We start from the raw sequence: 26,043 nt of genomic DNA, 5'->3' as shown, positions 1-26,043 counted from the left end.
CGCTGTGGTGTGCCATGCGCCAAGAAGTTAGGCGCGCTGCTTCACGTACTCCACGACCAGCGGGCTTGCCACCATGCAGCCGACCTCGGTGGACGTCTCTTCTAGTACTGCGCTGACCCGGGCGAGGCCGGTCACGACAGCGGAGGTCCTTACCTCGGCGTGTTCGCGCTCGGCGTCCAGCGCTGCCAGCAGGTCGCGAAGGCCCTTGCGGTGCAGCGGGGCGGTCGCCTCGGGGAGGGGCTCAGCGCCTTCCCCGGCCTCCGGCCCGAGCTCGTTTAGTGAATGAGCCAGTGCGTTGACGACGTGTCCGGCGTTGGTGACGAAGATTGTCCCGGCGCTGTGGCCACCGCCTTCGAGCCCGGTAAGCGCAGGACCGTCAACCTGGACCGGTGGCCGACCGAGCAAGTGTCGGGCCGATCCGTGCAGCAGCAGCCGACGTGGGCCCCCGGTCTCGTGATTGAGCTCCGAATCCACGAACAGGACCAGGTCCCGATACCTATCCCGCAGCGTAACCCAGTTCAGGCGGGTCTCGAATTTTACCCAGCTGCCCGTATCAATGTTGGCTTCTGTGTAATGAGGCAATTTGCGAGTCAGGGTCTTCTCTACTCGCTTCAAATGACGCCGCAGATCCTGGGCGTTGTTCGAAGTGGGCGTCGCTACGTCCATCCCGGCAAAGGGTAGGCCAGCATGCAGTGAGACAGCGGGGAGAGCTCGGCGGGGTTCTGGTAGGAACTCCCTCAGCTTGCCCTCGGACAGGTAGATGACCTCGCGCACTGGACCCCCCAGGCTCTCTGCTCGTCTCGTCCGCACTGTACCCGATGTGCTGTCGGCAACTGTCTTTCCTCCAGCAAACTGCTACCAGCCACTAACAGCGCAGCGGAGCGGTCGACAGTCAGGTCACCGGCGGCCATCGAGCCCCACGTCGTTGACCCTGCAAGGCACGGCAGACCTCAACTCGGGCCCGGCGAGTTCGGTCGGCTGGTGACAGCCGTAATCCGGCCCGTGCCGGCGCGTACAGCCCCGTGGACACGAGCCACCTGTTCAGCGCGATGCAGGAGGAGACCCTCCTGGAGTGCCTGGGCCTGCTCCTCGCTGTCAAGAGCGACTGCACTGTCGACGCCTTCATCATCCGCTGAGCAGCAGCACGGGGTGGTGCCGTCGCGTCTCGGACGTCCAGAGAAAGGAAATCCGTGAGGTTGCTTGACCTTCGCGAGCAGCGCCCACAAGGCGCGGTGAGCGACCGGAATGGTTGAGTCCGAGAGCAGCTCATCGAACCGCTGAGGGGTGGTGGTGTCGATGAGCAAGGTCAGCTCCTTGGTGGCGTTCCGTGATAGTTGGGGTGGGTGAGCGGGCGCTGTCCCCCCAGGTTCGCAGCGATGTCTAGCCCTGTTCGACGCCCGCGAGGGGGGCGGTGGGCCTGCGATACTTGCGGGGCTGCTGAGCGGCCGAGAAGCGAGGCAGTCGGCGCGGCCAGAACGCCCGCGGATCAACTCGCGGCACGGACTCGGCACACATGAGGCCGAGAAACGCGGAGAGGTCGCGAGAACCCCGGAGAGGCATCTTCGCAGGTCAGCGGCCAAGTGGTCGACGTTTCAGCAGGTCAGAGGCTTGCCCGGGGAAAACTTACAAAGCAGATGTCGGCGGTTCGAAACCGTCCGCGCCCACCCCGTGAACAGCTGAAACGCCCACTGCGGCCCAGGTCAGGATCATGATCCCGACCTGGGCCGCAGTCGTTTTCGCTGTCTCGACACAGCCTCGGACGGCCTCGGTGCAGTCTCGGCGCAGAAGTCGATCTCCCATACTTCTCCTCAATGGTCATAGGGGAACCTGCGGGCCCCCGCCCCTGTCGGTGGACGGCGGGCGGTCGTCACCGCCGGCCTCCTGCCGCGGGGGCGGTGATCTTGCGTGGCAGGAGAGGTGGGTGGCTGCCCGGGCGTTCGACGCGGTGGTGTGTGAGGTGGACGGTGTGATCCGGTTCCTCGACGGGGCCGGGGCGGCGGCGTTGGAGCGGGTGGCGGTGGCGGGGGCGGCGGGCGAGGATCGGGGGGACCGTACGGACCCCTGAGAGCGGTGTGGCGCGGATGGCGGAGCAGACGGGGGAGAGCCGGGCGGAGCTGTCGGCGCGGCTGAACTGGCTGCGGGCGGCCGTGCTGGGCGCGAACGACGGGGTGGTGTCCACCGCCGGGATCGTGACCGGAGTGGCGGGCGCGGCTGGGTCCCGTACCGCGCTGCTGGCGGCGGGGGTGGCCGGGCTGCTGGCCGGGGCGATGTCGATGGCAGCCGGCGAGTACGTCTCGGTCAGCACCCAACGGGACACCGAGCGGGCGGCGTTGGCGAAGGAGCGGCGCGAGCTGGCGGACGATCCGGAGGGGGAGCTCGACGAACTGACCGACTACTACCGGGACAGCGGGCTGACCGACGGGCTGGCCAGGGAGGTGGCGACGGCGCTGACCGCGCAGGACGCGCTGGCGGCCCACGCGCAGACCGAACTCGGCATCGACCCGGAGGCGTTGACCAATCCGTGGCAGGCAGCGCTGGCCAGTGCGGCCGCGTTCACGCTGGGCGCGCTGGTGCCGCTGCTGGCGGTCATGCTGCCGCCGGAGTCCTGGCGGCTGGGGGTGACGGTGGTCGCGGTGGTGCTGGCGCTGACCCTGTCGGGCTGGACGAGTGCCCGGTTGGGCGGGGCCGGGCCGGGGCGGGCGGTGTCGCGCAACGTCGTGGGCGGGCTGCTGGCGATGGCGGTGACGTACAGCGGCGGTGTGGTGCTGGAGCAGTTCACCGGTTGAGCGGGCGGGGTCCCGGGAGGCCGGAGGGCCGGCGCCTCCCGGACGGTTCGCCCGGGAGGCGGGCGCACGCGCGCTGTGTTTGTGTGGCTGCAAACCGCTTGGAGAGGTGAACCTCCGTGACCATGCCCCCGTTCGGATCGAACGACCCGTTCTCCGACCTGCTCAGCCGGTTCTTCGGGATGAGCCCCCTGGCCTCCCCGCCCGCCGTACAGCGGGTGCCGATCGGGCGGTTGCTGAGCGAGTCCTCCCAGGAGTTGCTGGGGCTCGCCGCGCAGCGCGCGGCCGAGGACGGCAGCAGTGACCTCGACACCGCGCACCTGACCTGGGCGGCCACCCGGGTGGAGCCCTCGCGGCGGATGCTGGAGCGGGCGGGCATCGACCCGGACCGGCTGTCCGGGGATCTGGAGCACGCGTTGCCCGTCGGCAACCCGGAGTCGCTGGATGGGAAGCCCGCGCTGACCCCCTCGGCCAAGCGCGCGCTGCTCGCCGCGCACGCCCGTTCGCAGGCGGCCGGTGCCTCGTACATCGGCCCGGAGCACATCCTCGGTGCGCTGCTGGAGCAGGAGCGGTCCGGCGCCGGCACGGCGCTGCGCAACGCGGCGCCCTCGCAGGAGGCGCTGAAGTCGGTGCTGGACGGGCGCGGTACCGGTGGCGAGCGCGGCAGTTCGGGCGCCCACCCGAGCGAGACGCCGACGCTGGACGAGTACGGCCAGGACCTCACCGAGGCGGCGCGCGGTGGCCGGCTGGACCCGGTGGTGGGGCGGGCCGAGGAGATCGAGCAGACCGTGGAGATCCTCTCCCGGCGGACCAAGAACAACCCGGTGCTGATCGGTGAGCCGGGCGTCGGCAAGACCGCGATCGTCGAGGGGCTGGCGCAGCGGATCGTCTCCGGGGACGTGCCGCAGAGTCTCAAGGACAAGCGGGTGGTCGCCCTGGACCTGACCGCCCTGGTGGCCGGGTCCAAGTACCGGGGCGAGTTCGAGGAGCGGCTGAAGAGCGTGATCGACGAGGTCACGGCGGCCGAGAAGGGCGTGATCCTGTTCCTGGACGAGCTGCACACCGTTGTTGGCGCGGGCGGTGGCGGCGAGGGTTCGATGGACGCCGGCAACATCCTCAAACCGGCCCTGGCGCGCGGCGAGTTGAGCGTGGTGGGCGCGACCACGCTGGACGAGTACCGCAGGCACGTGGAGAAGGACGCCGCGCTGGAGCGCCGCTTCCAGCCGGTGCTGGTGCCGGAGCCGAGCGTCGAGGAGACGGTCGAGATCCTCCGCGGGCTGCGCGACGCGTACGAGGCGCACCACCAGGTGCGGTTCAGTGACGAGGCGCTGGACGCGGCGGCGACGCTCTCCGACCGGTACGTCAGCGACCGCTTCCTGCCCGACAAGGCGATCGACCTGCTGGACCAGGCCGGCGCCCGGGTGCGGCTGCGCAGCCTCAGCGGCTCCACCGCGGCGACCTCGGTGCAGGACCGGATCACCAAGCTGAAGCGGGAGTTGGACGAGGCCGTGGCGGACGAGGAGTTCGTGCGGGCCGCCAACCTGAAGACCGAGCTGCGGCAGACCGAGGAGGAGCTGGCGGCGATCGCGGAGTCCCGCGAGGAGGTCGTCGAGGTGACCGCCGACGACATCGCGCAGGTGCTGTCCTCCCGGACCGGCATCCCGGTCGCGGAGCTGAACGCGACCGAGAAGGAGCGGCTGCTCAAGCTGGAGGACCACCTGCACCAGAAGGTGATCGGCCAGGACGAGGCGGTCACCGCCGTCGCCCAGGCGGTGCGCCGCGGCCGGGCCGGGATGGGCGACCCGGACCGGCCGACCGGCTCCTTCCTCTTCCTCGGGCCGACCGGCGTCGGCAAGACCGAGCTGGCCAAGGCGCTGGCGGCGCTGCTGTTCGGCGACCCGGACCGGATGATCCGCTTCGACATGAGCGAGTTCCAGGAGAAGCACACCGTCTCCCGGCTGGTCGGCTCCCCGCCCGGGTACGTCGGCTACGAGGAGGCGGGGCAGCTGACCGAGGCGGTGCGCCGCAAGCCGTACAGCGTGCTGCTCTTCGACGAGGTGGAGAAGGCGCACCCGGACATCTTCAACCTGCTGCTCCAGGTGTTGGACGACGGGCGGCTCACCGACTCCCAGGGGCGTACGGTCGACTTCCGCAACACCGTGGTGATCATGACCAGCAACATCGGGTCGCAGCGGATCCTGGAGCGCGCGGGCAACGTCGACGCCCGGAGCGGAGCTCCGGACCAGGCACTGAGGGACGACCTGATGCGGGACCTGCGCCAGCAGTTCCGGCCGGAGTTCCTCAACCGGATCGACGAGGTGATCGTCTTCCACGCGCTCACCCGGAAGGACCTGCTGTCGGTGGTCGACCTGCTGCTGGAGCGCACCCGGCGGCGGCTGCGGGCCCAGGACGTGCGGCTGGAGGTCACCGAGGCGGCCAAGGAGTACCTGGTCAACCGCGGCTACCAGCCGGAGTTCGGGGCCCGGCCGCTGCGCCGGACGATCCAGTCGGAGCTGGACAACCGGATCTCCAACCTGCTGTTGGACGGTTCCGTGCGGGAGGGGGACACGTTGCTCGCGGACGTCGGTGAAGGGGAGCTGGTGGTGACGCTGAAGCGGCCGGCGGAGGCGTCGGTGTCCCACGGGGAGGCGGAGGAGGCGGCGCAGGCGGCCGCGGCCGCCGTCGGCGCCGAGGGCTGAGCGTCGTCGGCGGGGTGGACGGCAGGGTTGTCGGCGGGGTGGCCGAGGGCGTGACGGGTTCGGGCGTACTCCAGCGGGAGTACGCCCGAACGCCACTGGTGGAGGACGCGTGGGGGCGCGGCGCGGGTCTAGCCTTCCGGGCATGATGCCGCCCACGTCCCAGCCCCCGGAGCCGTCGGGCCCGCCGTCCGCTGCGACGCCCCCGGCGCCGGAGCCGCCGCCCGGGCCGTGGCGCCCACCGTGGGCGCGGTCGGGTCGGTCGGGTCGGTCGGCGCGGTCGGGCCTGCCGGTGCAGGTGGCGCTGGCGGCCGCGGTGGTCCAGGTGGTCGGGTCGGGGGTCGCCGCGCGCCACCAGGGCGGCCGGGTCCCGCTGGACGTGTTCGGCTACGTTCTGCTGCTGCTCGGTCCGGCGCTGCTGGCGCTGTTCGGGCGCCGCCCGGTCGCGGCGGTGGCGGGGACGTCGGTGGTCACCGCCGGGTACCTGGCCGCCGGGTACCCGTACGGGCCGGTGTTCCTGAGCTGGGTGATCGCCTGCTGCTTCGCGATCGGCTGCGGGCACCGCCGGGCGGCCTGGGCGGGGGTCGCCGGGGTGTACCTGGTACACGTCCTGACCACCTTCGTGCTGCCGGACAGCTGGCAGCACGCCGCGCCGACCAGGTTCGTCTGGCAGGCCGAACTCGGGCTGCTGGCCTGGCTGTTGCTGGTGCTGGCGGTCGCCGAGCTGATCCGCTTCCGGCGCGAGCGGATCGCCGCCCACCGGGCCTACCGGCAGCAGCTGGAGCAGCGCCGGGCCAACGAGGAACGGCTCAAGATGGCCCGGGAGTTGCACGACATCCTGGCGCACAGCCTGTCGCTGATCAACATCCAGGCCGGGGTCGCGCTGGCGCTGCTCGACCGGCGGCCGGAGGAGGCCCGCACCGCGCTGGTCACCATCAAGTCGACCAGCAAGGAGGCGCTCGGCGAGGTCCGCCAGGTGCTCGCCACGCTGCGCGGGCCCGACGCGGCGCCGCGCGGGCCGGCCCCGGGGCTCGCCCGGCTGGACGAACTCACCGAGCAGGCCGACCGGGTGGGCCTGGCGGTCGAGGTGCACGAGGACGGCGAGCGCCGCCCGCTGTCCGCCACCGTCGACCTCACCGCCTTCCGGATCGTCCAGGAGGCGCTGACCAACGTCATCCGGCACTCGGTGGCCCGGGAGGCGGTCGTGGTGCTCGACTGGCGGGACGGCGCCGTCCTGGTGGTGCTGGTCGAGGACCCGGGGCCGGCGGTGGTCGGGGACGCCGGCGGGTCGGGCAGCGGGTTGGTCGGGATGCGGGAACGGGCGTCCGCGTTCGGTGGCACCATCACGGCGGGGCCGCTGCCGGACGGCGGCTTCCGGGTCCGGGCGGAGCTGCCGACACCGAAGGCGGAGAGCGATTGATTCGGGTACTGCTGGCGGATGACCAACTGCTGGTCCGGGCGGGCTTCCGCGCCCTGCTGGACCTCCAGGACGACCTCACGGTGGTCGGCGAGGCGGACGACGGCGAGGCGGCGGTGCGGCTCGCCCGCGAACTGGTGCCGGACGTCGTGCTGATGGACGTCCGGATGCCCCGGATGGACGGGCTGGAGGCGACCAGGAGGATCGCCGCGGACCCGGCGCTGTCCTCCGTACGGGTGGTCGTGCTGACCACCTTCGAGCTGGACGAGTACGTCTTCGAGGCGCTGCGCTCGGGGGCGGCGGGCTTCCTGGTCAAGGACACCGAGCCGGCCGACCTGTTGCGGGCGATCAGGGTCGCCGTCGCCGGGGACGCGCTGCTCTCACCGGGCGTGACCAGGCGGCTGATCGGCGAGTTCGCGGCCCGCTCGAAGAGGCCCGAGGCCGCACCGGCGGGACTCTCGGACATCTCGATGCTGACCGAGCGGGAGCGCGAGGTGCTGGCGCTGGTCGGCATGGGGCTGTCCAACGACGAGATCGCCCGGCGGCTGGTGGTCAGCCCGCTGACGGCGAAGACCCACGTCAGCCGGGCGATGGTGAAGCTCGCGGCCCGGGACCGGGCGCAACTGGTGGTGCTGGCGTACGAGTCGGGGCTGGTGCGGCCGGGCTGGCTGGGCTGACGGCCCGCGGCTCGGCTCCCCGGGCGGCCGGCCTGCTGCCGGCGGCTTGCTTTCGGTGGCCCGTTTTCGGTGGCGGCGGCCGGCCTAGACGGCTACTTCCGGCCCGGCGTGTCGTGGGGCGTTCGTACTCTCGCGGGAGTAGCCCAACTGCCGCTGCTGGGAGGACGCGCGATGAGATCCCTTGGCGGGACGCTCAAGGCACCTCGGGAAACCCCGGGGGTGTGGAGCCGACCGCGAGGAGATGAAGCGCGATGTACACGCAGCTGGCAGATTGGCACGGGCCGGGCGCCTGGATCCTGCTGGTACCCCTGCTCTGGATCGCCGTGGTGGTCCTGGTGATCGCGCTACTGCGCCGGACGGTCTGGCGGCGGCGCGGAGCCTGCGGCTTCGCGGCCGCGGCCGGCGCCGCCGGCGAGGCGGAGCACCCGCTCGCCGTCCTGGGCCGCCGCTACGCCGAGGGCGACATCGACGCCGAGGAATACCGGGCCAAGCGGGCCGTGCTCACGGAGCCGACCAGGGACACCGACCGGGGCGGTGGCGCCAGGTGACCGTCCTCGCCGCCGGACGTGGCACCGCCGCCCGGGCTGCCGACGCCGTGGAGGTCCACGGCGTCGGTGGCACCGGGATCCGGGCGCCGACGCTCAGCCCACCGTGACCTGCGGGAACACCTCCCGCAGAAGCGGGTCCGGCAGCCCGCGCTTGCGCCACTCGCGCGGGTATCCGAGCGAGACCTCTTCGAACGGGACGCCGTCGTAGCTGGTCTTGCGCGGGATGTGCAGATGGCCGTAGATCATCGCGGCGGTGTTGAAGCGGCGGTGCCAGTCGGCGGTCAGCTCGGTGCCGCACCACTGGGCGAACTCGGGGTACCAGAGGATCTCGGTGGGGTGGCGGACCAGCGGATAGTGGTTGACCAGGACCAGCGGGACCTCCGGGTCACAGGCCGCGAGCCGCTGCTCGGTCAGCCGGACGCGCTCACGGCACCAGGAGTCGCGGTCCGGGAACGGGTCCGGGTAGAGCATCCGCTCGTCCGCGCAGACGATGCCGCTCTCGTAGGCGGCCGCCAGGGACTCCTCCTTGGTGGTCGTGCCCGGGGCACGGAAGGAGTAGTCGTAGAGAAGGAAGAGCGGGGCGATCCGGACGGGGCCACCCGCGCCCTGCCAGATCGGGTACGGGTCCTCGGGGGTGACGACGCCGAGGGCGCGGCACAGTTCCACCAGGTGGTCGTAGCGGGCCACGCCGCGGAGCTGGACCGGGTCCTCGGGGTGGGTCCACAGCTCGTGGTTGCCGGGCGCCCACACCACGCGGGCGAAGCGGTCGGCGAGCAGGCCGAGCGCCCACTCGATGCTGGTGGTGAGCTCGGCGACGTCCCCCGCGACGAGCAGCCAGTCGTCGGGGTGGGTGGGCCGGAGCTTCTCCACCAGTTCGCGGTTCTCCTGGTAGGAGATGTGCAGATCGCTCACCGCGAGCAGCCGTCCGCCCCCGCCCGCCTCGATGGGCGCCGGCGGTGCGTCGCTGCGGATCTCGGTACTCACTCCTGCCCCCTGTGGTCACCCGGCCGATGAGGCCACCCTACGTGGCGGGCGGGGGTCGTGGGCCGGGTTGAGGTGATCAGTGGTTCGGCGCGGGGGCCGGGGAGTTGAGCGTGGTTCAGGAGCCGAGGTCGATGAGCACGCCGTGGGAGGTCGCGGTGGTGACGGCGAGGATGACCAGGGAGGTGATGCCGAGGGCCAGGCCGAGGAAGGCGCGGATGCGGCGGTCGGTGCCGCGGACCAGGGCCAGCGTGGCGAGGGTGATGGCGATCGGGCCCAGGACGATGTTGAAGAGCAGCAGGCCGGGGAGGCCGAGGAGGAAGGAGGCGATGGCCAGGTTGTCGGCCTCGGCGGTGCCCTGACGGTCATCGGCGGTGCGCTCGGTGACGGTGCGCTCGGTCATGGCGTGGGCGGTGGCGGCACGGTCGGTGGTGCCGCGACGGGCGAAGGTGCGGCCGTTGACTGCACGGCCGTTGACTGCACGGTTGGTGGCGGTGCTCATGGCGGTGGCGGTCCTCTCATCGGGAGTGGACGGGTCGGCGGGGCTTCTGGTGACCGGTGGTGGCCTGCTGGGGCCTGCGGCGGTCGGCCGGGTCAGCGGTGCCGCAGGCGGGCGATGCCCTCGCGGGCGCCGAAGGCGAGCAGCCAGGCGGTGATGGCGGCGGAGGCGGCGAGGAACACCGGGAGGGGGAGGTGGGCGGCGGTGCCGATCAGGATTCCCATGGCGACCAGTGCGGAGAACAGGATCACGGCTGGCTCCTTCAGCTACGGCTGGTGCTGCGCCGGTTTCGGTTGACAAGTGTTCACTGACTTCGGGTCCCACTGTACGCCCGGCTGGCCAATTTCGGCAAACGACTGTTTACTGAATGGCGTGAGTCACACCGTAGGGGCCAGACAGGCCCAGAAACAGCAGAGTCGGCGGGCCTTGATGGATGCGGGGCTGCACCTGCTGGCCGATCAGAACCTGGCCAGCCTGGGCGTCCGCGAGGTCACCCGGGAGGCCGGGCTGTCCCCGGCCGCCTTCTACCGGCACTTCCCCGACCTCGCCACCCTCGGCGTCGCGCTGGTCGAGGAGTCGCTGGCCAGCCTGCACGTCATGATCCGCTCGGTGCTGGCCGAGGCCGACGGCGCCGAGGAGCTGATCGACCGTGCGGTGGACGTGATCCGGCGGCACGTCCGCGAGCACCGGCCGCACGTGCGCTTCCTGGCGCGCGAGCGGCACGGCGGGGTCCGGCAGGTGCGCGAGGCGATCGACGCGGAGCTCGGCCGCTTCGCCGCCGAGGTCGGCTCCGCCCTGGCGCTCCAGCCGGTCTCGAAGGGCTGGAGCGAGCAGGACCTGCGGATGCTCGCCGAGTTGTATGTCGACCACATGGTGTCGACGGCCTCCGCCTTCCTGGAGGCCCAGGAGGCGGACCCCGCCCGCGAGCAGCGGATCGCCGCCACCGCCCGGCTGCAACTGCGGCTGATCAGCCTCGGTCGGCTTCACTGGCAGGGGAGTTGAGCACTCCAGGTCTCTAGCGGGATCTTGGCGGGCTCCTGGTGGGCTCGGCGGGGGAGTGGGCCGGCCCTCGTGGCCAGGGGTGTTTTCTTGGTCTCGTTTTGACTCTTGACAGTAAGTCATGTCCGCGACAGTTTTGGGGGACCCCCACACCGAGAGGTCTCTCATGAAGAAGCCGCTCATAGGCATGCTCGCAACGCTCCTGACCGTAGGCGCCACCTCCCTCGTCGGCGCCCTCCCGGCCCAGGCTGCCGCTCCGGCTCGGGCTGCCGCTCCGGCCCAGGCCGCCGCCCCGGCGGCCCCGGCGAAGGCCCGGGCCGCCGCCGTCACCTTCGCCGGGACAGTCGCGCTCAGCAACTGCTCCGGCTCACTGGTACGGATGCCGAATTCGGCCGCGTCCGACCCGGCCCTCGTGCTCTCCAACGGCCACTGCCTGGAATCCGGTATGCCCGGCCCCGGTGAAGTCGTGCTCGACCAGTCCTCCAGCCGGACCTTCACCCTGCTCAGCGCCACTGGTGGCCGCCTCGCGACACTGCGCGCGACCAAGGTGGTCTACGGCGCCATGACCGACACCGATGTGTCGATCTACCAGCTGAACACCAGCTACGCCTCGATCAAGTCGAAGTACGGGATCTCGCCGCTGACCGTCGCCGACACCCACCCCACCCAGGGTGCCGACATCCGGGTCGTCTCCGGCTACTGGAAGAAGATCTACTCCTGCTCGATCGACGGCTTCGCCTACCAGCTGAACGAGGCCGACTGGACCTTCAAGGACTCGGTCCGCTACACCTCCGGCTGCAACGTCATCGGCGGCACCTCCGGCTCGCCGGTGGTCGACGCCTCGACCGGTCAGCTCGTCGCGGTGAACAACACGATCAACGAGAGCGGCGAGTCCTGCACCCTCGACAACCCGTGCGAGGTCGACGAGACCGGCGCGGTCACGGTGCACCAGGGCATCGGCTACGCCCAGGAGACCTACGGCATCCCCGCCTGCTTCGCACCCGGCAATCGCCTCGACCTCACCCTGGCGGGCTGCGCCCTGCCCCGCCCGTAGGCCTCATCGGCCTGTCCTGACCAGCCCAGCCCACTCCTGAGCCCCAGCCCACTCCTGAGCCCCGGTCCGTCCGCGCCGCACCCCCTCGGCGGGCGACCGCCCGAGCCGCCGACGGAACCGAGGCAAGCCCCCTGACCAGCACCTTCCCCCGATGGGCCACCCGCGACCAGGCGGGTGGCCCATTCGGCCGTCCACCGGGCGGCCGCCGCACCATCCGCACCGCAGTGTTGTGCCGATGAGGCAGCTGTCATGTTCGTTGACCAGATGGAGAGTTGATGACCACCAAGCTGAAGAGGCTGTTGGTTTCCGTCCTGCTGATACCGATGTTCGCGATCGGTGTCCTGGCCGCCCCGGCCTCGGCCGCCACCGGGCAGGGGGCCGAGGCGGCCGGGGCCGCGCACGGCCGGAGCCCCGCCGACGACCCGACCGCCGACATCAAGGACCGCCTGGCGGCGATCCCCGGCGTGACGATCACCGATGAGCAGCCCACCACCACCGGCCACCGCTACTTCCTGGCCACCTACACCCAGCCGATCGACCACTTCCGCCCCTGGCTGGGCACCTTCCAGCAGCGCTTCAGCGTGCTGCACCGGGGCTATGACCGCCCGACGGTCTTCTACACCAACGGCTACACGCTGGGCACCACGCCGTCCCGCACCGAGCCGACCCGGCTGGTGGACGGCAACCAGGTCTCCATCGAGTACCGGTTCTTCACCCCCTCCCGCCCCGAGCCGGCCGACTGGTCCAAGGCGGGCATCCGCCAGCAGGCCGCCGACTCCCACAAGCTGGTGACCGCGCTCAAGCGGATCTACCAGCAGGAGTGGCTCTCCACCGGCGCCAGCAAGGGCGGCATGTCCTCCACCTTCTACCGGCGCTTCTACCCGGACGACGTGGCGGGCACGATCGCCTACGTCGCGCCGAACAACACCGATGTCAGCGACTACTCGGCCTACACCGACTTCTTCCGCACCGTCGGCACCCCCGAGTGCCGCGCCAAGCTGAACGCCGCCCAGCGCGAACTGCTGGTGCGCCGTGACCGCCTGGAGCCCCGCTACATCGCCGACAACAAGGCGGCGGGTTCCACCTTCAACACCCTCGGCACCCCGGACCGCGCCTACGAGGCCGGTGTGCTCGACGTGGTCTGGGCGTTCTGGCAGTACAGCCTGGAGTCGGACTGCGCGAAGGTCCCGGTGGCCGCCACCGCGACCGACGACGAGCTGTACGCGTGGTACGACGCCCAGTCGGGCATCACCGGCAACAGCGACCAGTCGCTGGCGAAGTACACCGCGTACTACTACCAGGCCGCCACCGAGCTGGGTGCGCCGTACTTCGACGTCTCGTACCTGAAGGACCAGCTGCACTACGACTACAAGGAGCTCTACTCGGCCCGTTCCTACGTGCCGAAGGAGATCCCGACCGTCTTCAACCCGCACGCGATGCCCGACATCGACCGCTGGGTGAAGCGCGAGGGCGAGCGGATCATGTTCGTCTACGGCGGCAACGACCCGTGGGGCGCCAAGCCGTTCCACCTCGGCCGGGGCAGTGACGACAGCTACGTCTACGTGGTGCCCGGCGGCAACCACGGCTCCAACATCGGCAAGCTGCCGGCCGCGCAGTCGGGGGAGGCCACCGCCAAGGTGCTGGAGTGGGCCGGTCTGGGCGACCAGGGCGACGCCCGTTCGCTGGCCAAGTCCCCGCAGACGGGGGCGCCCTTCGGCCCGCTCGACATCGAGGGTCAGCGGCTGGAGCAGGAGCGCCGCCCGCTGTAACGCCCCGCAGCAGGACCAGCAAGATCAGTAGGACCAGCAGGACCAGCAGGACCAGGAGGCCGCCCCGCCCGGGGCGGCCTCCCGTCGTTCGCACGGAAGGGGCGGACCGAGCGGAACGGGCCGACCGAGCGGTGCGAGCGGTACGAGCGGTGAGACGCCGCCCCCTCCCCGAAGCAGTGAATCAGTGCTTCAATGCTTCCATGGCCTACCGTCGTACCCCCGCCGTCCAAGCCCGCCTGGACGCCCAGCGCGAGGCGGTGCTGCAGTCGGCGGTCGGCCTGCTCGCCGAGCGCGGCTACGGTGGCTGCACCATGGCCGCCGTGGCGGACCGCGCCGGGATCGCCACCGGCAGCGTCTACCAGCACTTCGCCAACAAGGCCGAGCTTTCGGTGGAGTTGTTCCGCCGGGTGGTCACCCGGGAGATGGCCGCGGTGAACACCGCCGTCGCCCGCCGGGACACCCCGCAGCGGCGGATCGCCGCCGTGGTCGAGACCTTCGCGGCCCGCGCCCTGCGCGCGCCCCGGCTGGCGTACGCGCTGCTGGTCGAGCCTGCCGACGCGGTGGTGGACGGCGAGCGCCTGGTCTTCCGGCGGGCGTTCCGGGACGTGATCGCCACCGAGATCGCCGCCGCCGTGGCGGCCGGCGAACTTCCCGCGCAGGACCCGGTGCTGACCGCCGCCGCCCTGGTCGGCGCGGTCGGCGAGGCGCTGGCCGGCCCGCTCGCGGCCGCACCTGCCGCACCGGTCGAGACGGCCGCACCAGCCGAGCCGACCGAGGCAGCCGAAAAGGCCGATACAGCCGAGACGGCCGAGACGGCCGAACCCTCAGACCCCCAGCGGGCCACCGCCGAGGTGGTTCCCGCCCTGGTCTCCTTCACCCTGCGTGCCCTGGGAGGACGCGATGACAGCGACGCATGAGGTCACCAACCAGGTGCCCCTGCCGTACGGCCACGACACCGCCGCCGACCCGACCCTCCTCGCCGCCCTGCACCGGGCCGGCGCCGGCTGGGCCGAGCCGGAACTGCGCGAACTCGGCCGCCTGGCGGGCTCCGAGCAGGCCGCCGACTGGGGCCGGCTGGCCAACGAGAACCCGCCCGTGCTGCGCACCCACGACCGCTTCGGCCACCGGATCGACGAGGTCGAGTTCCACCCGTACTGGCACGAGCTGATGCGCACCGCCGTCTCGTACGGCCTGCACGCCGCGCCCTGGCGGGACGACCGGCCCGGCGCCCACTCCGCCCGCGCCGCCAAGTTCTTCGTCTGGGGCCAGGTCGAGGCCGGCCACACCTGCCCGATCTCGATGACCTACGCCGCCGTCCCGGCGCTGCGCCAGAGCCCGGACCTGGCCGCCGAGTTGGAGCCGCTGCTGGCCGCCACCGAGTACGACTACGGGCTGCGCGAGCCGCACACCAAGCGCGGACTGATCGCGGGCATGTCGATGACCGAGAAGCAGGGCGGCTCGGACGTCCGCACCAACACCACCACGGCGGTCCCGCAGTCGGACGGCAGCTACCGGCTCACCGGCCACAAGTGGTTCACCTCGGCGCCGATGTCCGACCTCTTCCTGACCCTCGCCCAGGCCCCGGGCGGGCTGGGCTGCTTCGTGCTGCCGCGCGTCCTCCCGGACGGCAGCCGCAACCGGCTGCGCCTGATGCGGCTCAAGGACAAGCTCGGCAACAAGTCCAACGCCTCTGCCGAGCTGGAGTACGACGGCGCGGTGGGCCTGCTGGTCGGCGGGGAGGGCCGGGGTGTGCAGACCATCATCGAGATGGTCAACATGACCCGCCTGGACTGCACCGTCGGGGCCGCCTCCGGGATGCGCTACGGCGCCACCCGGGCGGTCCACCACGCCCTGCACCGGCGGGCCTTCGGCAAGGCGCTGGTCGACCAGCCGCTGATGCGCAACGTGCTGGCCGACCTGGTGGTGGAGTCCGAGGCGGCCACCACCGTGGCGATGCGGCTGGCCCGGGCCACCGACCTCGCCCTGGCCGGGGACGAAACCGAGGCGCTGGTACGGCGGTTGGGCCTGGCCGTGGCCAAGTACTGGGTGTGCAAGCGCGGTCCGGCGCACTCCGCCGAGGCGCTGGAGTGCCTGGGCGGCAACGGCTACGTCGAGGAGTCCGGGATGCCCCGGCTCTACCGCGAGGCGCCGCTGGTGTCGATCTGGGAGGGCTCCGGCAACGTCGCCGCGCTGGACGCCCTGCGCGCCATGGCCAAGCGCCCGGAGACGGTCGAGGCCTTCCTCGGCGAACTGGACGCGGCCGCCGGGGCGGACCGCCGGCTGGACGCGGCCGTCGCCGAACTGCGCAAGCAGCTCAGCGACGTGAGCGACCTGGAGTACCGCACCCGGCGGCTGGTCGAGTCGATGGCGCTGGCCTTCCAGGGCTCGCTGCTGGTTCGGTACGGCAGCCCGGCGGTGGCCGACGCCTTCTGTGCGAGCCGGCTCGGCGGCGACCACGGCGCCGCCTTCGGCACCCTGCCCTCCGGCGTCGACACCACGGAGATCATCGACCGCGCCCGCCCGGTGCCCGCGTGAACGACCGAGGGGCCCGCGTGAACGACGAACAGGCCCGCGTGAACGACGAACAGGCCCGCGTGAACGACGAAGAGGCCCGCGCGAACGACGAACAGGCCCGCGCGGACGGCCAGGAAGCCCGGAGCGTACGGGAGTTCTGGCAGGCCCTCGGCCTGCCCGGACTGATCGACGTGCACACCCACTTCATGCCGAAGAACGTCCTCGACAAGGTGTGGGCGTACTTCGACGCGGCCGGCCCGCTGGTGAACCGCCCCTGGCCGATCACCTACCGCGAGGCCGAGGAGCAGCGCGTCCAGCGGCTGCGGGACTTCGGCGTCCGGGCGTTCACCTCGATGCTCTACCCGCACAAGCCGGGCATGGCCGGCTGGCTGAACGCCTGGGCGGCCGAGTTCGCCGCCCGCACCCCGGACTGCCTGCACACCGCGACCTTCTTCCCCGAGCCGGAGGCGGCCGGTTACGTGGCGCGGGCGATCGAGGACGGCGCCCGGGTGTTCAAGGCGCACCTCCAGGTCGGCGGCTACGACCCGACGGACGCCCGGCTGGACGAGGTCTGGGGGCTGCTGGCCGACACCGGCACCCCGGTGGTCACCCACTGCGGATCCGGGCCAATGCCGGGCAAGTTCACCGGCCCCGGCCCGATCGGCGCGGTGCTGGACCGGCACCCGGGCCTGGTCCTGGTGGTCGCCCACCTCGGCATGCCCGAGTACCGCGACTTCCTCGACCTGGCCGAACGCCACCCGGCCGTCCGACTGGACACCACCATCGCGTTCACCGACTTCGCCGAGGCCGACGTCCCGTTCCCGCGCGAGGAGCTGCCGCGGCTGCGCGGGCTGGGCGAGCGCGTCCTGCTGGGCAGTGACTTCCCCAACATCCCGTACCGGTACGTCCACCAGCTGGAGGCGCTGGCCGGGCTGGGGCTGGGGGAGGAGTGGCTGCGGGCGGTCTGCCACGACAACGCGGCCGCGCTGTTCGGCCTCAGCTGACGGCGCCCAGCACCCCCACCGCGTCCCGGTGCAGTCCGGGCGCGGCGGCGAGGAAGCTGTCCGAGCCGGCCGTCCAGGCCGCCCCGGCGGCGTCCGTCACCGTCGCGCCCGCCTCGCTCGCGATCAGGGCGCCGGGCAGCAGGTTGCCCGCGTCCCGCCCGTACTCCCAGAACAGCGCCAGGTGCCCGGAGCCGACCTGCGCCACCTGCAGCGCGGTCGGGCCGAGGTTGCGCACCGCCAGCACCGCGCCGGCCATCGCGGACAGCGACTCGCCGGCCCGGCGCAGCGCCACCGGGTCGGCGGCCACCAGCGGCGGCTGGCTGGTGGCGGCCACGGTGGCCGCCAACTCCCGCTCCAGCGGCGCGACCGGCCGCCCGTCCAACTGCGCCCCGCCGCCCAGCACCGCCCGGTAGGTGCGGCCCGCGCCGAACAGCTGCGGGGCGTGCACCACGGCCAGCACCGCCACGCCGTCGCGCACCAGGGCCGCCGTCAGCGCCCAGTGCGGCTGCCCGAGCAGGTACTGCACCGCGCCGTCGGTCGCGTCGCACACCCACCACTCGCCCTCGGCGGGCACCGAGCCGTCCAGTTCCTCCGGCAGCCAGCCGGCCTGCGGGCGCAGCGCGGTCAGTCGCTCGCGCAGGTCGGTGGCGGCCGGGCCGTCCAGTTCGGCGAACCGTGCCATCGCCTCGTCGACGGTCCGCGCCGGGGTCGGCTCGGCGGGCCGGTTCGCGGCCAGCTTCGCGCCGACCTCCCGCACCGCCGCCTCCACGGCCTCCGCCAGCGTCCACAGCTCCGTCGTCGTCATCGCGCTCTCCCTCTCCCCGGTGGCCGGTCCGCTCCGGCCGAACAGGACAAGGAGTACCGTCAGGGCTGCCGAACAGGACGCTCAATCAGCCTTGAACGACGGAGATCGGATACCATGGACCTCACCACGAACGATCCGGACACCGTGCTGGACGCCCTCGACCGCCGCCTGGTCGGCGCCCTCCAGGTGGACGGACGGGCCGAGCCCGGCCGGATCGCCGAGGTGCTGGGGGTCTCCGCCCGGACGGTCACCCGCCGGCTGGGCCGGATGCGGCAGGCCGGGGTGCTGCGGGTGGTCCGGATGCCCGATGTCGAGGACGCCGCCGTGGGCGCGCTGCTGCTGCGGGTCCGGGTGCTGCGCGGCCGGGTGGACGCCATCGCCCGGGCGCTGGCCGACCGGCCAGACGTCCCGTTCGTCGACATCATGCTCGGCGGCCACGAGGTCGGCGCCGTGATGCTGAGCGACGCCGGCGCCCGCGACCGCCTGCTGTACGGGCAGTTGCCCGCGACCGACGCCGTCACCGAGACCACCACCCATGCCGTGCTGCACGCCTTCGCGGATGCCGGGCAGTGGCGGGCCGGCTCGCTGACCGACCAGGAGGCCGCCGCGCTCGCCCGGCCCCTCGTCCCGCGCCCGGCCACACCCCCGCCGCTGGACGGTCTCGACCGCGCGCTGCTGGACCGGCTGGAGGAGGACGCCCGGCAGTCCCATGCCGTACTGGCCGCAGCGGCCGGCGCCCCCGAGTCGACCGTCCGGCGCCGCCTGCACCGGCTGGACGGGCTCGGGCTGCTGCGCACCCACGCCACCGTGGACCCGCAGCTGCTCGGCATGGCCGTGGACGCCAACCTCTGGCTGGACGTGCCGCCCGGCCGGCTCGCCGGGGTCGGCGCCGAACTGGCCCGCCACCCCCAGGTGCACGGCGTCTTCGCCACCAGCGGCCCGACCAACCTGCTGGCCACGCTGTTCTGCCCCGACCACGGCGGCCTCTACCGCTTCCTCACCGACACCCTCGGCCCGCTCGGCGTCACCCGCGCCGAGACCACGATCACCGCCCGCGCGGTGAAGCGGGCGGGTGTGCTGCTCGGGCGGCCCCGCAGGCCGTGAGCGGCCGGGCCCGGGCGGCGGCGGGCCCTTGCCTGCGTGGCGGTTCCCAGGGGTCCTTGCCCCGCGAGGCCGGCGGGGCCCTTACCCGCGAGGTAATCGACGCCCGGCGCCGCGCCCGGCAGGGTGGAGCCGTCCGGTCAGGGCCGTCGGCGCCACCGGGCCACCACCACCCCGCTCAGGAGGCGATCCGCATGCCCGCGAACGCGTACACCGGCACCCCCGACCGGCCCGGTCCGGTGTTCTCCCCGTGGACGGTCCGCGGGGTTCTCGCCCTGGACGCGGTTGTCACGGCCGGCAACGGCCTGGCCTACCTGGTCCTCGCCGGACCGCTCGGCCGGCTGCTCGGGGTCGGCCGCGTCACCCTGCTGCTGCTCGGGCTGCTCCTCACCGGCCACGGCCTCGTGGTCGGCGCGCTGGCCGCCCGCCGTCCCCCGCGCGCCGCAGTGGAGGTGGTGGTGGGCGTCAACGCGGCCTGGGTCGCGCTCAGCCTGGCCGCGCTCGCGGTGTGGTTCGAGCCGACCGCGGTCGGTGCGGTCTGGATCCCGTTGCAGGCCGCCGCCGTGGCCCTGTTCGTGGTCCTCCAGCTCGCCGCGCTGCGCCGCGGCGGTGGCCGGGGTTAGCGCCCGGGCCCGCCGGCAGCCGACTACCGTTCCGGGCCGACCACGGACTGGAGGTAGCGGACGGTCTCCCGGTCGGCGGGCAGGAAGGTCTCCATGGCGAGTTCGGAGACGGTCACGTCCAGCGGCGTGTTGAAGGTGGCGATGGTGGACAGGAAGGAGAGCACCCGTCCGTCGTGCCGGATCCGCAGCGGCAGCGCGAAGGGGTGCCCGTACTCGGCGGTGTCCCCGGCCGGTCCCTCCTGCGCCGGTTCGGGGTAGCCGCGGACCTCCTCGTACAGCCGCCGCAGCGGCTCCGCGCGGACCAGCTCCAGCCGGTGTTCCAGCCGTGCCAGCAGGTGCCCCCGCCACTGCCGGAAGTTGACGATGTGCGGCGCCAGCCCGCCCGGGTGCAGGGCGACCCGGACGGCGTTGAACGGCGGCCGGACCAGCTGCGGGTCGACGCCGTCCAGTAGCAGGGTGAGCGAGCGGTTGGCCGCCAGCACCTGGAAGGTCCCGTCGACCACCACCGCCGGGTACGGGTCGTGTGCGGCGAGCAGCCGCTCGACGCCGCCGCGCAGCGCCTCCATGGACGGGTCGTCCAGTGGTGTCTCGGGGTAGTGCGGGGCGTAACCGGCCGCCAGCAGAAGGGAGTTGCGTTCGCGCACCGGGACGTCCAGCTGTTCGGCCAGTCGCAGCAGCAGGTCCCGGCCCGGCCGGGCGCGTCCGTTCTCGACGAAGCTGAGGTGCCGGGCCGAGGAGTCCGCCCGCAGGGCCAGCTGCAGCTGGCTGAGCTGTCGGCGTTCCCGCCAGCCGCGGATCAGCGGGCCGACGCCGGTCCCGGTGGGGCTGCCCATGCCCGCCACGATCGTCATGGGCAAGGACGGTACTCGAACGAGCCGGGCCCGCGGCAGGGGGCCTCGGGACCGGGCGTCGATCAGACGTCGATCAGGCGCCGGTGGTCGAGCCCGGGCGGATCACCATCAGCACCACGACCACGGCCCACAGCAGGTTGAACACCCCGGCGGTCATCGGCAGCATCCGCAGGCCGCTGACGGCCTTGGTGTGCTTCTCGTCCGCCGGGTCGAGGCCGAGCGCGTCCACGGCGGCCTGCTGGCCGGGCAGCACGAAGAGCAGCAGGGAGAGCGCGGCGATCGCGGTGAGCACCATCGAGGCGATCAGCCAGGACTGGCTCAGCACGTCCATCACCTGGGCCACACCGATGCCCAGCACCGGCACCGCGACGCCGAGCAGCGCGTAGACCTGGGTGATCCGGTGCAGGACGCGCAGCACGCCCGCGTCCGAGGCCTGGTCCGGCCCGCCGGCCAGGGCGGCCTTCGCCCGGCGCGGGAACATGCTGACGGCCACCGCGACCGGGCCTATGAACAGGACCGACGCGAGGACGTGCAGGCTCAGCAGGAACTTGGCCATGGCGGGGCACCCTTTGAATCCGGTGGGCAGCTGGGAGTCGGCGGGCGTGCGCGGTCGGCGTGCCCACGACCAGGCACGCTAACACCGCTTATTCACCGGCCCCGCGCTCGGGTGGCCCCCGCTCGGCCCGCCGGGCGGCCCGCCTGCCCGGAACCGGCCGAAGCCGAGAGCCCGCCCGGAACTCAGTCCGCCGGGAGCAGCTCCACCAGGCGGGGCGGGGCGGTGCTGACGGCCGCGACGGCGGCGCCGTGCCCGGGGTCGGTCCAGTCGAGCAGGTAGAGGTCCTCGAAGCGGCCGCGCAGCGGGGCGCCGGGCGGGACGTCCAGCGGCAGGGCGGAGAGGTCGACCTGCCCGAGGGTGTCCAGGGTGGCGCGCCCGATCTTGATCAGCGACTCCTTGCGCACCCACTGCCGCAGGAACGCCCGGTCCGGCTCCGGCGCCGCCTCGACCAGGGCCAGCTCGGCCGGGGTGAGCACCCGGCGGGCGACCGCGCGCAGCGAGCCGCCCCGGGCGGCGAGTTCCACGTCCACGCCGACCGGCCGGCGGCCCGCCCCGGCAGCGACCACGCCCCGGGTGTGGGACAGGCTCACCTCCACCCCGGGATGGTCGGGCAGATAGGGCTTGCCGTGGTCGGCGAGGCCGCAGTCCGGGCACTGCTGGGCGAGGACCAGTCCGGCGGTGGGGACGCCGAGCAGCCGGGCGGCGCAGAGCCGGACCAGGACGTGCCCGGCGACGAAGTCGGCCCGTCCGGACTCATGGCGGAAGCGTGCGGCGCGGGCCCGTTCGATGTCGGTGAGCAGGTGCTCGCCCACCTCGGGGTGCCGCAGTACGGCGTCTGCGGACGCGACGGCGACGAGCGGTGCGTCCTGCTCCTGGGCCTCGGTGGTCATGTCCTCCAACCTAGCCCGCCCGGTGACCGGGCGGGGAGCCGGACCTCGCGGAGCCGGACCTCGGGGAGCGGGCCGAGGGCGGGGCGGCTGGGCGGGCAGGTCGGGATCCTGCGCCGTTCGAATGGTTTTCGGATCGGACCTGATGGTCTATAGGGTGTGAATAGTCCGCTTTAAGGTTGGATGCCACGGATCTGTGGGATCGCCAGCAATGACACGGAACGCGGCAGGTCCTCCGGGCCTGTCCTTTTTCTATGCGCGGAGGAATTGTCGATGGGTCAGGCCGCCGGTTCGCCGGATCACCGAACGACCGCCGTGAGAAGAACGCCCGCCAGTGGACGGCGCCGGGCCGTCCGGATCGCCGTGGCCACCGCCGTCGCGGCGGTGCCGCTGGCCGCCGTGCTGACGGTCGGTTCGGCTGCTCCGCTGGCCCCGCCGCTGGGTGCCTGCTCCGGGCCCGACTGCCCCTCCACCTGGCCGTCGCCGAACAACGGTGACTTCACCGGGCGGGACGCCACCATCAACGTCTTCACCGGTGGCGACTACACCGTCAACGGTCGCGCGGCCGAGGCCGAGGGCAAGATCGTCACGCTGGGGAAGCTGACCGTGGACAAGAACGGCGGCGGCGTCTACAACATGGGCGTCGTGGGCGTCGGCTCGCGCGTGGTGCCGCCGAACGGCAGCGACTTCGTCACCACCGGCGGCGACGTCGACGTGAAGGGCGGCAACTCGATCCTGATCGGCGGCAGCGACTCCCACGGCCCGGCCTTCGGCAACCTGCGCCACGCGGGCGGCGTCACCGGCACCGTCGCCATCGACCCCACCGGCCAGGCGATCCAGGACCCGAACGCGGCCGCGCCGTACCAGGACGTGCTGACCCGGATCGAGGAGGTCTCCGACTGCGTCGGGCGGGCCACCGCGACCGGCACCGTCGACGTCTCCTCCAGCCAGGCCACCTTCACCGGTGACGGGACCAGCATGAAGCAGGTCTTCAACGTCTCCCAGAACCTCGCCTCGCCGAGCGGAGGCCAGATCGGCCTGGTCTTCGACAACATCCCGGCCGGGGCCACCGTGGTGGTGAACATGCTCGGGGACAGCCCGATCATCAACACCTACACGGGCACCGGCCTGGCGGGCGACCGGACCACCGACATGCGCTCCAAGCTGATGTACAACTTCCCGACCGCGACCAACGCCCAGATCCTCGGCAGCGCCCAGTTCCAGGGCTCGGTCCTGGCCGGCAACCCGGGCGGGACCACCACCCTGGCCCAGCCGGGCATGAACGGCCGGGTGTACCTCGCGGGCAACCTGATCCACACCGGTACGGGCGGCTACGAGCTCCACAGCTACCCGTTCGACGGGGACCTGCCGGACTGCAAGGTGACCCCGAGCCCCTCGCCGACCTCGCCCTCGCCGAGTCCCACCTCTCCGTCGCCCACCTCCCCGTCGCCGACGTTGCCCTCCCCGACGTCCCCGCCGCCTACTTCTCCGTCGCCGACGTCCCCCTCCCCGATGTCCCCGAGCGCGAGCACCACCTCGCCGTCGGCCGGCGCGTCCACGTCGAGCGGGGGCCCCGCTCCGACCAGCCACCACCCGTCCGGGTACCCGACCGGCCGTCACCCCGGTGGCGGTGGTGAGTTGCCCTCGACCGGTGCGGGTGACGCGCCGGTGGTCCTCGGGCTGGCCGGTGTCGGCCTGCTCGGACTGGGCGGTCTCGCCGTCCTGGCCGCCCGCCGTCGCCGGGGCCGCCACAGCTGACGGTCGTGCCGATGCGAAGGCCGCCCCGGTCGGATCGACCCGGGCGGCCTTCGTCGTCGGCGGTGAACGGAAGCTGAGATGACGATGCGTCAGTCGGACGCCGAGGCGAAGAACCGTTCCACCGTGCGGCGTTCGGCGGCGACGGTGTGCACCGGTTCCCCCACCACCCGGCCGGCCAGGGTGACGGCCAGGTCGCCGACGTCCTGCCGCAGGACGTCGGCGACCTCGGCCCGGTCGGCCACGATCCGGGCGCGGCCGGTGCGCAGGAGCAGGTCGCGGTCGCGGGCGCCGTCGGCGCGGGCCGAGGCGATCGCCGCCGAGCCCCGCTCGGTGTACTCCTGGCGGATCCGGGCGGCCTCGTGCCGGGCCTCGGTGATCTCGTGCAGGGCGGCGTCCCGGACCGCCTCGGCCTCGGCGAGGACGGCCTCCGCCCGTTCGGTGCGGCCCTCGGTCGCGTCCCACCGTTGGGCCTGGATCCGCTCGACGCGCGGCAACAGCAGGACGCCGAGCACGAACATCAGCAGGAAGAGCAGGGTCAGGCCGAGGACCAGCATGGAGGGATCGGGCTTGAGCGGACCGAGTTCGATGTGCACGTCAACCTCCCCGTGGTATGACGGATCGTCAAATAGGAGGTTTCCCTGGGGTGATGGCGGTCGAACTCCGGCCCGGCCATGACCTGCGTCACGTCACGGGTCCTGAGGCGTCACTGCCCCATGACGTGCGCCGAACTCCGCGGTCGCGAAGTCCACCACCTGCTGCCAGTCCGCCTCGGAGGTCACGTCGTGCCGGACGAACCGGGCCCGCTCGCCGAGTTCGGCGGCGGTGGCCCTGCCGTCGTCTGTCAGGACGTCGGTGATCACCACGTTGGCGCCGGCCGCGACGGCGAGCCGGGCGGCCTCGGCGCCGAGGCCGCGGGCGCCGCCGGTGATGATGACGGTCCTGCCGGTGGGGTCGTTCCCGACGTGCTCTTTCGGGGGTGGGGGCGCAGAGCATGGCGGCGGACACCGTCACCAGGTCGGCGAGGAAGGTCTCCCCGTCCGTGAGGGGGGTGGACCCGGTGAGGTACTGCCGCGCCCGGTCGGCCAGGGCCGCGCCGATCAGGGTGAGGACCAGGTCGATCCGTTCCAGCCGGATCGGCTCCGGCAGTGCGGTGATCCGCTCCTCGATCAGCTCGATGGCCCGCCGGTGTCCTTGCCCTGCGCACCAGATCAATGCTGCGCATCATTGAGGGCCGACCGACCCCCGTGGCCCGGCTACGTCACCTCGCCCCGGCGGGAGAAACGGTCCTCCCGCCACTCACCGCTCGCCAGCACCTCGGCCAGCTGCCGGGCCGCGTCCCACACCTCGGTGTACGAGAGGTAGAGCGGAGTGAAGCCGAAGCGCATCAGGTCCGGTGCGCGGAAGTCCCCGATCACCCCGCGGGCGATCAGCGCCTGCACCACCGGGTAGCCGTCCGCGTGCCGCAGCGCGACCTGGCTGCCCCGCCGGGCGTGCTCGCGCGGGGTCACCACCTCGACCCCGTCCAGGCCCTCGACCAGCGAGACGAACAGGTCGGTCAGCGCCAGGCTCTTCGCCCGGACGGCGGCCAGGTCGGCCCGCTCCCAGATGTCCAGGGAGACCTCCAGCGAGGCCTGGCCGAGCAGCGAGGGCGAGCTGGTCAGGAAGCGCCCGATGCCCGGCTTCGGGTCGTACCCGGGCTCGAAGGCGAACGGGCGGGCGTGCCCGAACCAGCCGCTCAGCGGCTGCCGCGGGGCGGCCGCCAGGTGCCGCTCGGCGACGTACAGGAAGGCCGGCGAGCCGGGGCCGGAGTTCAGGTACTTGTAGGTGCAGCCGACCGCGAAGTCTGCGTTCGCGGCGCCGAGTTCGATCGGCAGCGCGCCCACCGAGTGGCACACGTCCCAGATCATCAGGGCGCCCGCGGCCTGCACGCGGGCGGTGATCCCGGGCATGTCCAGCAGCTCGCCGGTGCGGTAGTCCACGTGCGACAGCACCACCACGGCGACGTCGCCGTCCAGGTGCCGGTCCAGCTCCTCGGGGTGGATCAGCACGCTGCGCCCGCCCTCGACCAGGCCGGTCACGCCCTCGGCGATGTACAGGTCGGTCGGGAAGGCCTCGACGTCGCCGAGCACCGTGCGCCGCTCCGGGCGCAGCCGCAGCGCGGCCGCGAGCACCTTGAACAGGTTCACCGAGGTGGTGTCGCAGACGACCACCTCCGCCGGATCGGCCCCGATCAGCGGCGCGATCCGCCGCCCCAGCCGGTACGGCTGCTCGAACCAGCCGGCGTCGTTCCAGCTGCGGATCAGCTCCCGGCCCCACTCCTGCTCGACCACCCGGGCCACCCGCTCCGGGGTGCGCACCGGCAGCGCGCCCAGCGAGTTGCCGTCCAGGTAGATCACCCCGTCCGGCAGGGTGAACTCCTCGCGGAACGCCGCCAGCGGGTCGACGGCGTCCAGCGCCGCGCACTCCTCGCGCGTGATCATGCCCATCCCTCGTTCGTCGCCCCTGTGCACCGCTGGTCTGC

Annotated in this window: 25 protein-coding genes and 1 pseudogene; 15 read left to right on the top strand and 11 right to left on the bottom strand. The window is 72.7% G+C overall.

The features are described from left to right. Positions 1 to 27: 27 nt before the first annotated feature. Positions 28 to 774 carry an SAVMC3_10250 family protein gene (locus BG452_RS09580; RefSeq protein WP_188303780.1) on the bottom strand — a complete coding sequence of 249 codons (747 nt, stop codon included), beginning with the start codon at positions 772 to 774 and terminating at the stop codon, positions 28 to 30. 1,147 nt (positions 775 to 1,921) lie between these two features. Here BG452_RS09580 and BG452_RS09575 point away from each other — a divergent pair. The 6 genes from BG452_RS09575 to BG452_RS09550 all read left to right on the top strand — a co-directional run bounded on the left by BG452_RS09575 (position 1,922) and on the right by BG452_RS09550 (position 8,121). Then, a complete protein-coding gene (locus BG452_RS09575; RefSeq protein WP_188303779.1) occupies positions 1,922 to 2,065 on the top strand; it encodes a hypothetical protein in 144 nt (47 codons plus the stop codon). A gap of 16 nt (positions 2,066 to 2,081) precedes the next feature. Then, positions 2,082 to 2,786: a VIT family protein gene (locus tag BG452_RS09570; protein WP_188303778.1), complete on the top strand. Its 705-nt coding sequence runs from the start codon at positions 2,082 to 2,084 to the stop codon at positions 2,784 to 2,786. 122 nt (positions 2,787 to 2,908) lie between these two features. Further along, a complete protein-coding gene (locus BG452_RS09565) occupies positions 2,909 to 5,482 on the top strand; it encodes an ATP-dependent Clp protease ATP-binding subunit (RefSeq protein ID WP_411292915.1) in 2,574 nt (857 codons plus the stop codon). Positions 5,483 to 5,771: 289 nt separating this feature from the next. Further along, complete coding sequence (locus BG452_RS47610; RefSeq protein WP_188303776.1) at positions 5,772 to 6,899, top strand: sensor histidine kinase; 1,128 nt, start codon at positions 5,772 to 5,774, stop codon at positions 6,897 to 6,899. Beyond that, complete coding sequence (locus BG452_RS09555) at positions 6,896 to 7,573, top strand: response regulator (RefSeq protein WP_188303775.1); 678 nt, start codon at positions 6,896 to 6,898, stop codon at positions 7,571 to 7,573. The genes BG452_RS47610 and BG452_RS09555 overlap by 4 nt, the downstream gene beginning before the upstream one ends. Positions 7,574 to 7,824: 251 nt before the next feature. Beyond that, on the top strand, positions 7,825 to 8,121 hold the full coding sequence (locus BG452_RS09550) for an SHOCT domain-containing protein (protein ID WP_188303774.1): 297 nt from the start codon (positions 7,825 to 7,827) through the stop codon (positions 8,119 to 8,121). A gap of 93 nt (positions 8,122 to 8,214) precedes the next feature. On the opposite strand, the gene BG452_RS09545 is transcribed toward BG452_RS09550, so the two are convergent. From BG452_RS09545 to BG452_RS09535, 3 genes are all read right to left on the bottom strand, one after another. Continuing rightward, positions 8,215 to 9,105: a metallophosphoesterase gene (locus tag BG452_RS09545; RefSeq protein ID WP_317620966.1), complete on the bottom strand. Its 891-nt coding sequence runs from the start codon at positions 9,103 to 9,105 to the stop codon at positions 8,215 to 8,217. Between the two features lie 115 nt (positions 9,106 to 9,220). Further along, complete coding sequence (locus BG452_RS09540; protein ID WP_411292910.1) at positions 9,221 to 9,604, bottom strand: DUF4190 domain-containing protein; 384 nt, start codon at positions 9,602 to 9,604, stop codon at positions 9,221 to 9,223. 92 nt (positions 9,605 to 9,696) lie between these two features. After that, complete coding sequence (locus BG452_RS09535; RefSeq protein ID WP_188303803.1) at positions 9,697 to 9,852, bottom strand: hypothetical protein; 156 nt, start codon at positions 9,850 to 9,852, stop codon at positions 9,697 to 9,699. A gap of 121 nt (positions 9,853 to 9,973) precedes the next feature. Between BG452_RS09535 and BG452_RS09530 the strand changes: the two genes are divergently transcribed. The 6 genes from BG452_RS09530 to BG452_RS09505 all read left to right on the top strand — a co-directional run bounded on the left by BG452_RS09530 (position 9,974) and on the right by BG452_RS09505 (position 16,941). Then, positions 9,974 to 10,603 carry a TetR family transcriptional regulator gene (locus BG452_RS09530; RefSeq protein ID WP_188303773.1) on the top strand — a complete coding sequence of 210 codons (630 nt, stop codon included), beginning with the start codon at positions 9,974 to 9,976 and terminating at the stop codon, positions 10,601 to 10,603. A gap of 163 nt (positions 10,604 to 10,766) precedes the next feature. Further along, on the top strand, positions 10,767 to 11,654 hold the full coding sequence (locus tag BG452_RS09525; RefSeq protein ID WP_188303772.1) for a serine protease: 888 nt from the start codon (positions 10,767 to 10,769) through the stop codon (positions 11,652 to 11,654). 275 nt (positions 11,655 to 11,929) lie between these two features. Next, positions 11,930 to 13,423 carry a S28 family serine protease gene (locus BG452_RS09520; protein ID WP_223241976.1) on the top strand — a complete coding sequence of 498 codons (1,494 nt, stop codon included), beginning with the start codon at positions 11,930 to 11,932 and terminating at the stop codon, positions 13,421 to 13,423. A gap of 200 nt (positions 13,424 to 13,623) precedes the next feature. After that, positions 13,624 to 14,340, top strand: coding sequence for a TetR/AcrR family transcriptional regulator (locus BG452_RS09515; RefSeq protein WP_188303771.1), 717 nt, complete (start codon positions 13,624 to 13,626; stop codon positions 14,338 to 14,340). Beyond that, positions 14,324 to 15,958, top strand: a complete 1,635-nt coding sequence (locus BG452_RS09510; RefSeq protein ID WP_188303770.1) for an acyl-CoA dehydrogenase family protein — start codon at positions 14,324 to 14,326, stop codon at positions 15,956 to 15,958. Before BG452_RS09515 ends, BG452_RS09510 begins: the two co-directional genes overlap by 17 nt. A gap of 59 nt (positions 15,959 to 16,017) precedes the next feature. Beyond that, positions 16,018 to 16,941: an amidohydrolase family protein gene (locus BG452_RS09505; protein WP_411292913.1), complete on the top strand. Its 924-nt coding sequence runs from the start codon at positions 16,018 to 16,020 to the stop codon at positions 16,939 to 16,941. On the opposite strand, the gene BG452_RS09500 is transcribed toward BG452_RS09505, so the two are convergent. Continuing rightward, entirely contained in the window at positions 16,934 to 17,746 is an 813-nt protein-coding gene (locus tag BG452_RS09500; protein WP_223241975.1) for an inositol monophosphatase family protein, read from the bottom strand. The two genes, BG452_RS09505 and BG452_RS09500, sit on opposite strands and share 8 nt — an antisense overlap. Positions 17,747 to 17,860: 114 nt before the next feature. Here BG452_RS09500 and BG452_RS09495 point away from each other — a divergent pair, with 114 nt between their 5' ends. Both BG452_RS09495 and BG452_RS09490 read left to right on the top strand, forming a co-directional pair. Continuing rightward, positions 17,861 to 18,850 carry an Lrp/AsnC family transcriptional regulator gene (locus BG452_RS09495; RefSeq protein ID WP_188303769.1) on the top strand — a complete coding sequence of 330 codons (990 nt, stop codon included), beginning with the start codon at positions 17,861 to 17,863 and terminating at the stop codon, positions 18,848 to 18,850. Positions 18,851 to 19,041: 191 nt separating this feature from the next. After that, positions 19,042 to 19,470, top strand: a complete 429-nt coding sequence (locus tag BG452_RS09490; protein ID WP_223241974.1) for a hypothetical protein — start codon at positions 19,042 to 19,044, stop codon at positions 19,468 to 19,470. Positions 19,471 to 19,493: 23 nt separating this feature from the next. On the opposite strand, the gene BG452_RS09485 is transcribed toward BG452_RS09490, so the two are convergent. From BG452_RS09485 to BG452_RS09475, 3 genes are all read right to left on the bottom strand, one after another. Beyond that, the gene (locus BG452_RS09485; RefSeq protein ID WP_188303768.1) at positions 19,494 to 20,321 is read right to left on the bottom strand and encodes a helix-turn-helix domain-containing protein; all 828 of its coding nucleotides are present in this window, start codon (positions 20,319 to 20,321) and stop codon (positions 19,494 to 19,496) included. Between the two features lie 73 nt (positions 20,322 to 20,394). Beyond that, on the bottom strand, positions 20,395 to 20,877 hold the full coding sequence (locus BG452_RS09480) for a DUF2269 family protein (protein ID WP_188303767.1): 483 nt from the start codon (positions 20,875 to 20,877) through the stop codon (positions 20,395 to 20,397). A gap of 182 nt (positions 20,878 to 21,059) precedes the next feature. Next, positions 21,060 to 21,767 (bottom strand): 4'-phosphopantetheinyl transferase family protein, encoded by a 708-nt coding sequence (locus BG452_RS09475; RefSeq protein WP_188303766.1) that lies wholly within the window; start codon positions 21,765 to 21,767, stop codon positions 21,060 to 21,062. Positions 21,768 to 22,079: 312 nt separating this feature from the next. Between BG452_RS09475 and BG452_RS09470 the strand changes: the two genes are divergently transcribed. Next, on the top strand, positions 22,080 to 23,522 hold the full coding sequence (locus BG452_RS09470) for a choice-of-anchor A family protein (protein WP_188303765.1): 1,443 nt from the start codon (positions 22,080 to 22,082) through the stop codon (positions 23,520 to 23,522). 89 nt (positions 23,523 to 23,611) lie between these two features. On the opposite strand, the gene BG452_RS09465 is transcribed toward BG452_RS09470, so the two are convergent. The 3 genes and pseudogenes from BG452_RS09465 to kynU all read right to left on the bottom strand — a co-directional run bounded on the left by BG452_RS09465 (position 23,612) and on the right by kynU (position 26,008). Further along, a complete protein-coding gene (locus BG452_RS09465; RefSeq protein ID WP_188303764.1) occupies positions 23,612 to 24,115 on the bottom strand; it encodes a hypothetical protein in 504 nt (167 codons plus the stop codon). A gap of 111 nt (positions 24,116 to 24,226) precedes the next feature. After that, positions 24,227 to 24,454: pseudogene (locus BG452_RS09460) on the bottom strand (SDR family NAD(P)-dependent oxidoreductase); the annotation flags it as partial. A gap of 321 nt (positions 24,455 to 24,775) precedes the next feature. Then, positions 24,776 to 26,008, bottom strand: coding sequence for a kynureninase (kynU, locus tag BG452_RS09455; protein WP_188303763.1), 1,233 nt, complete (start codon positions 26,006 to 26,008; stop codon positions 24,776 to 24,778). Between the last annotated feature and the right edge of the window lie 35 nt (positions 26,009 to 26,043).

Source organism: Streptomyces sp. CBMA123 (genome assembly GCF_014596465.1).
Taxonomy (GTDB): domain Bacteria; phylum Actinomycetota; class Actinomycetes; order Streptomycetales; family Streptomycetaceae; genus Kitasatospora.
Note: the sequence above shows the minus strand (reverse complement) of the source record. Positions and strands in the feature narration are given on the sequence as shown.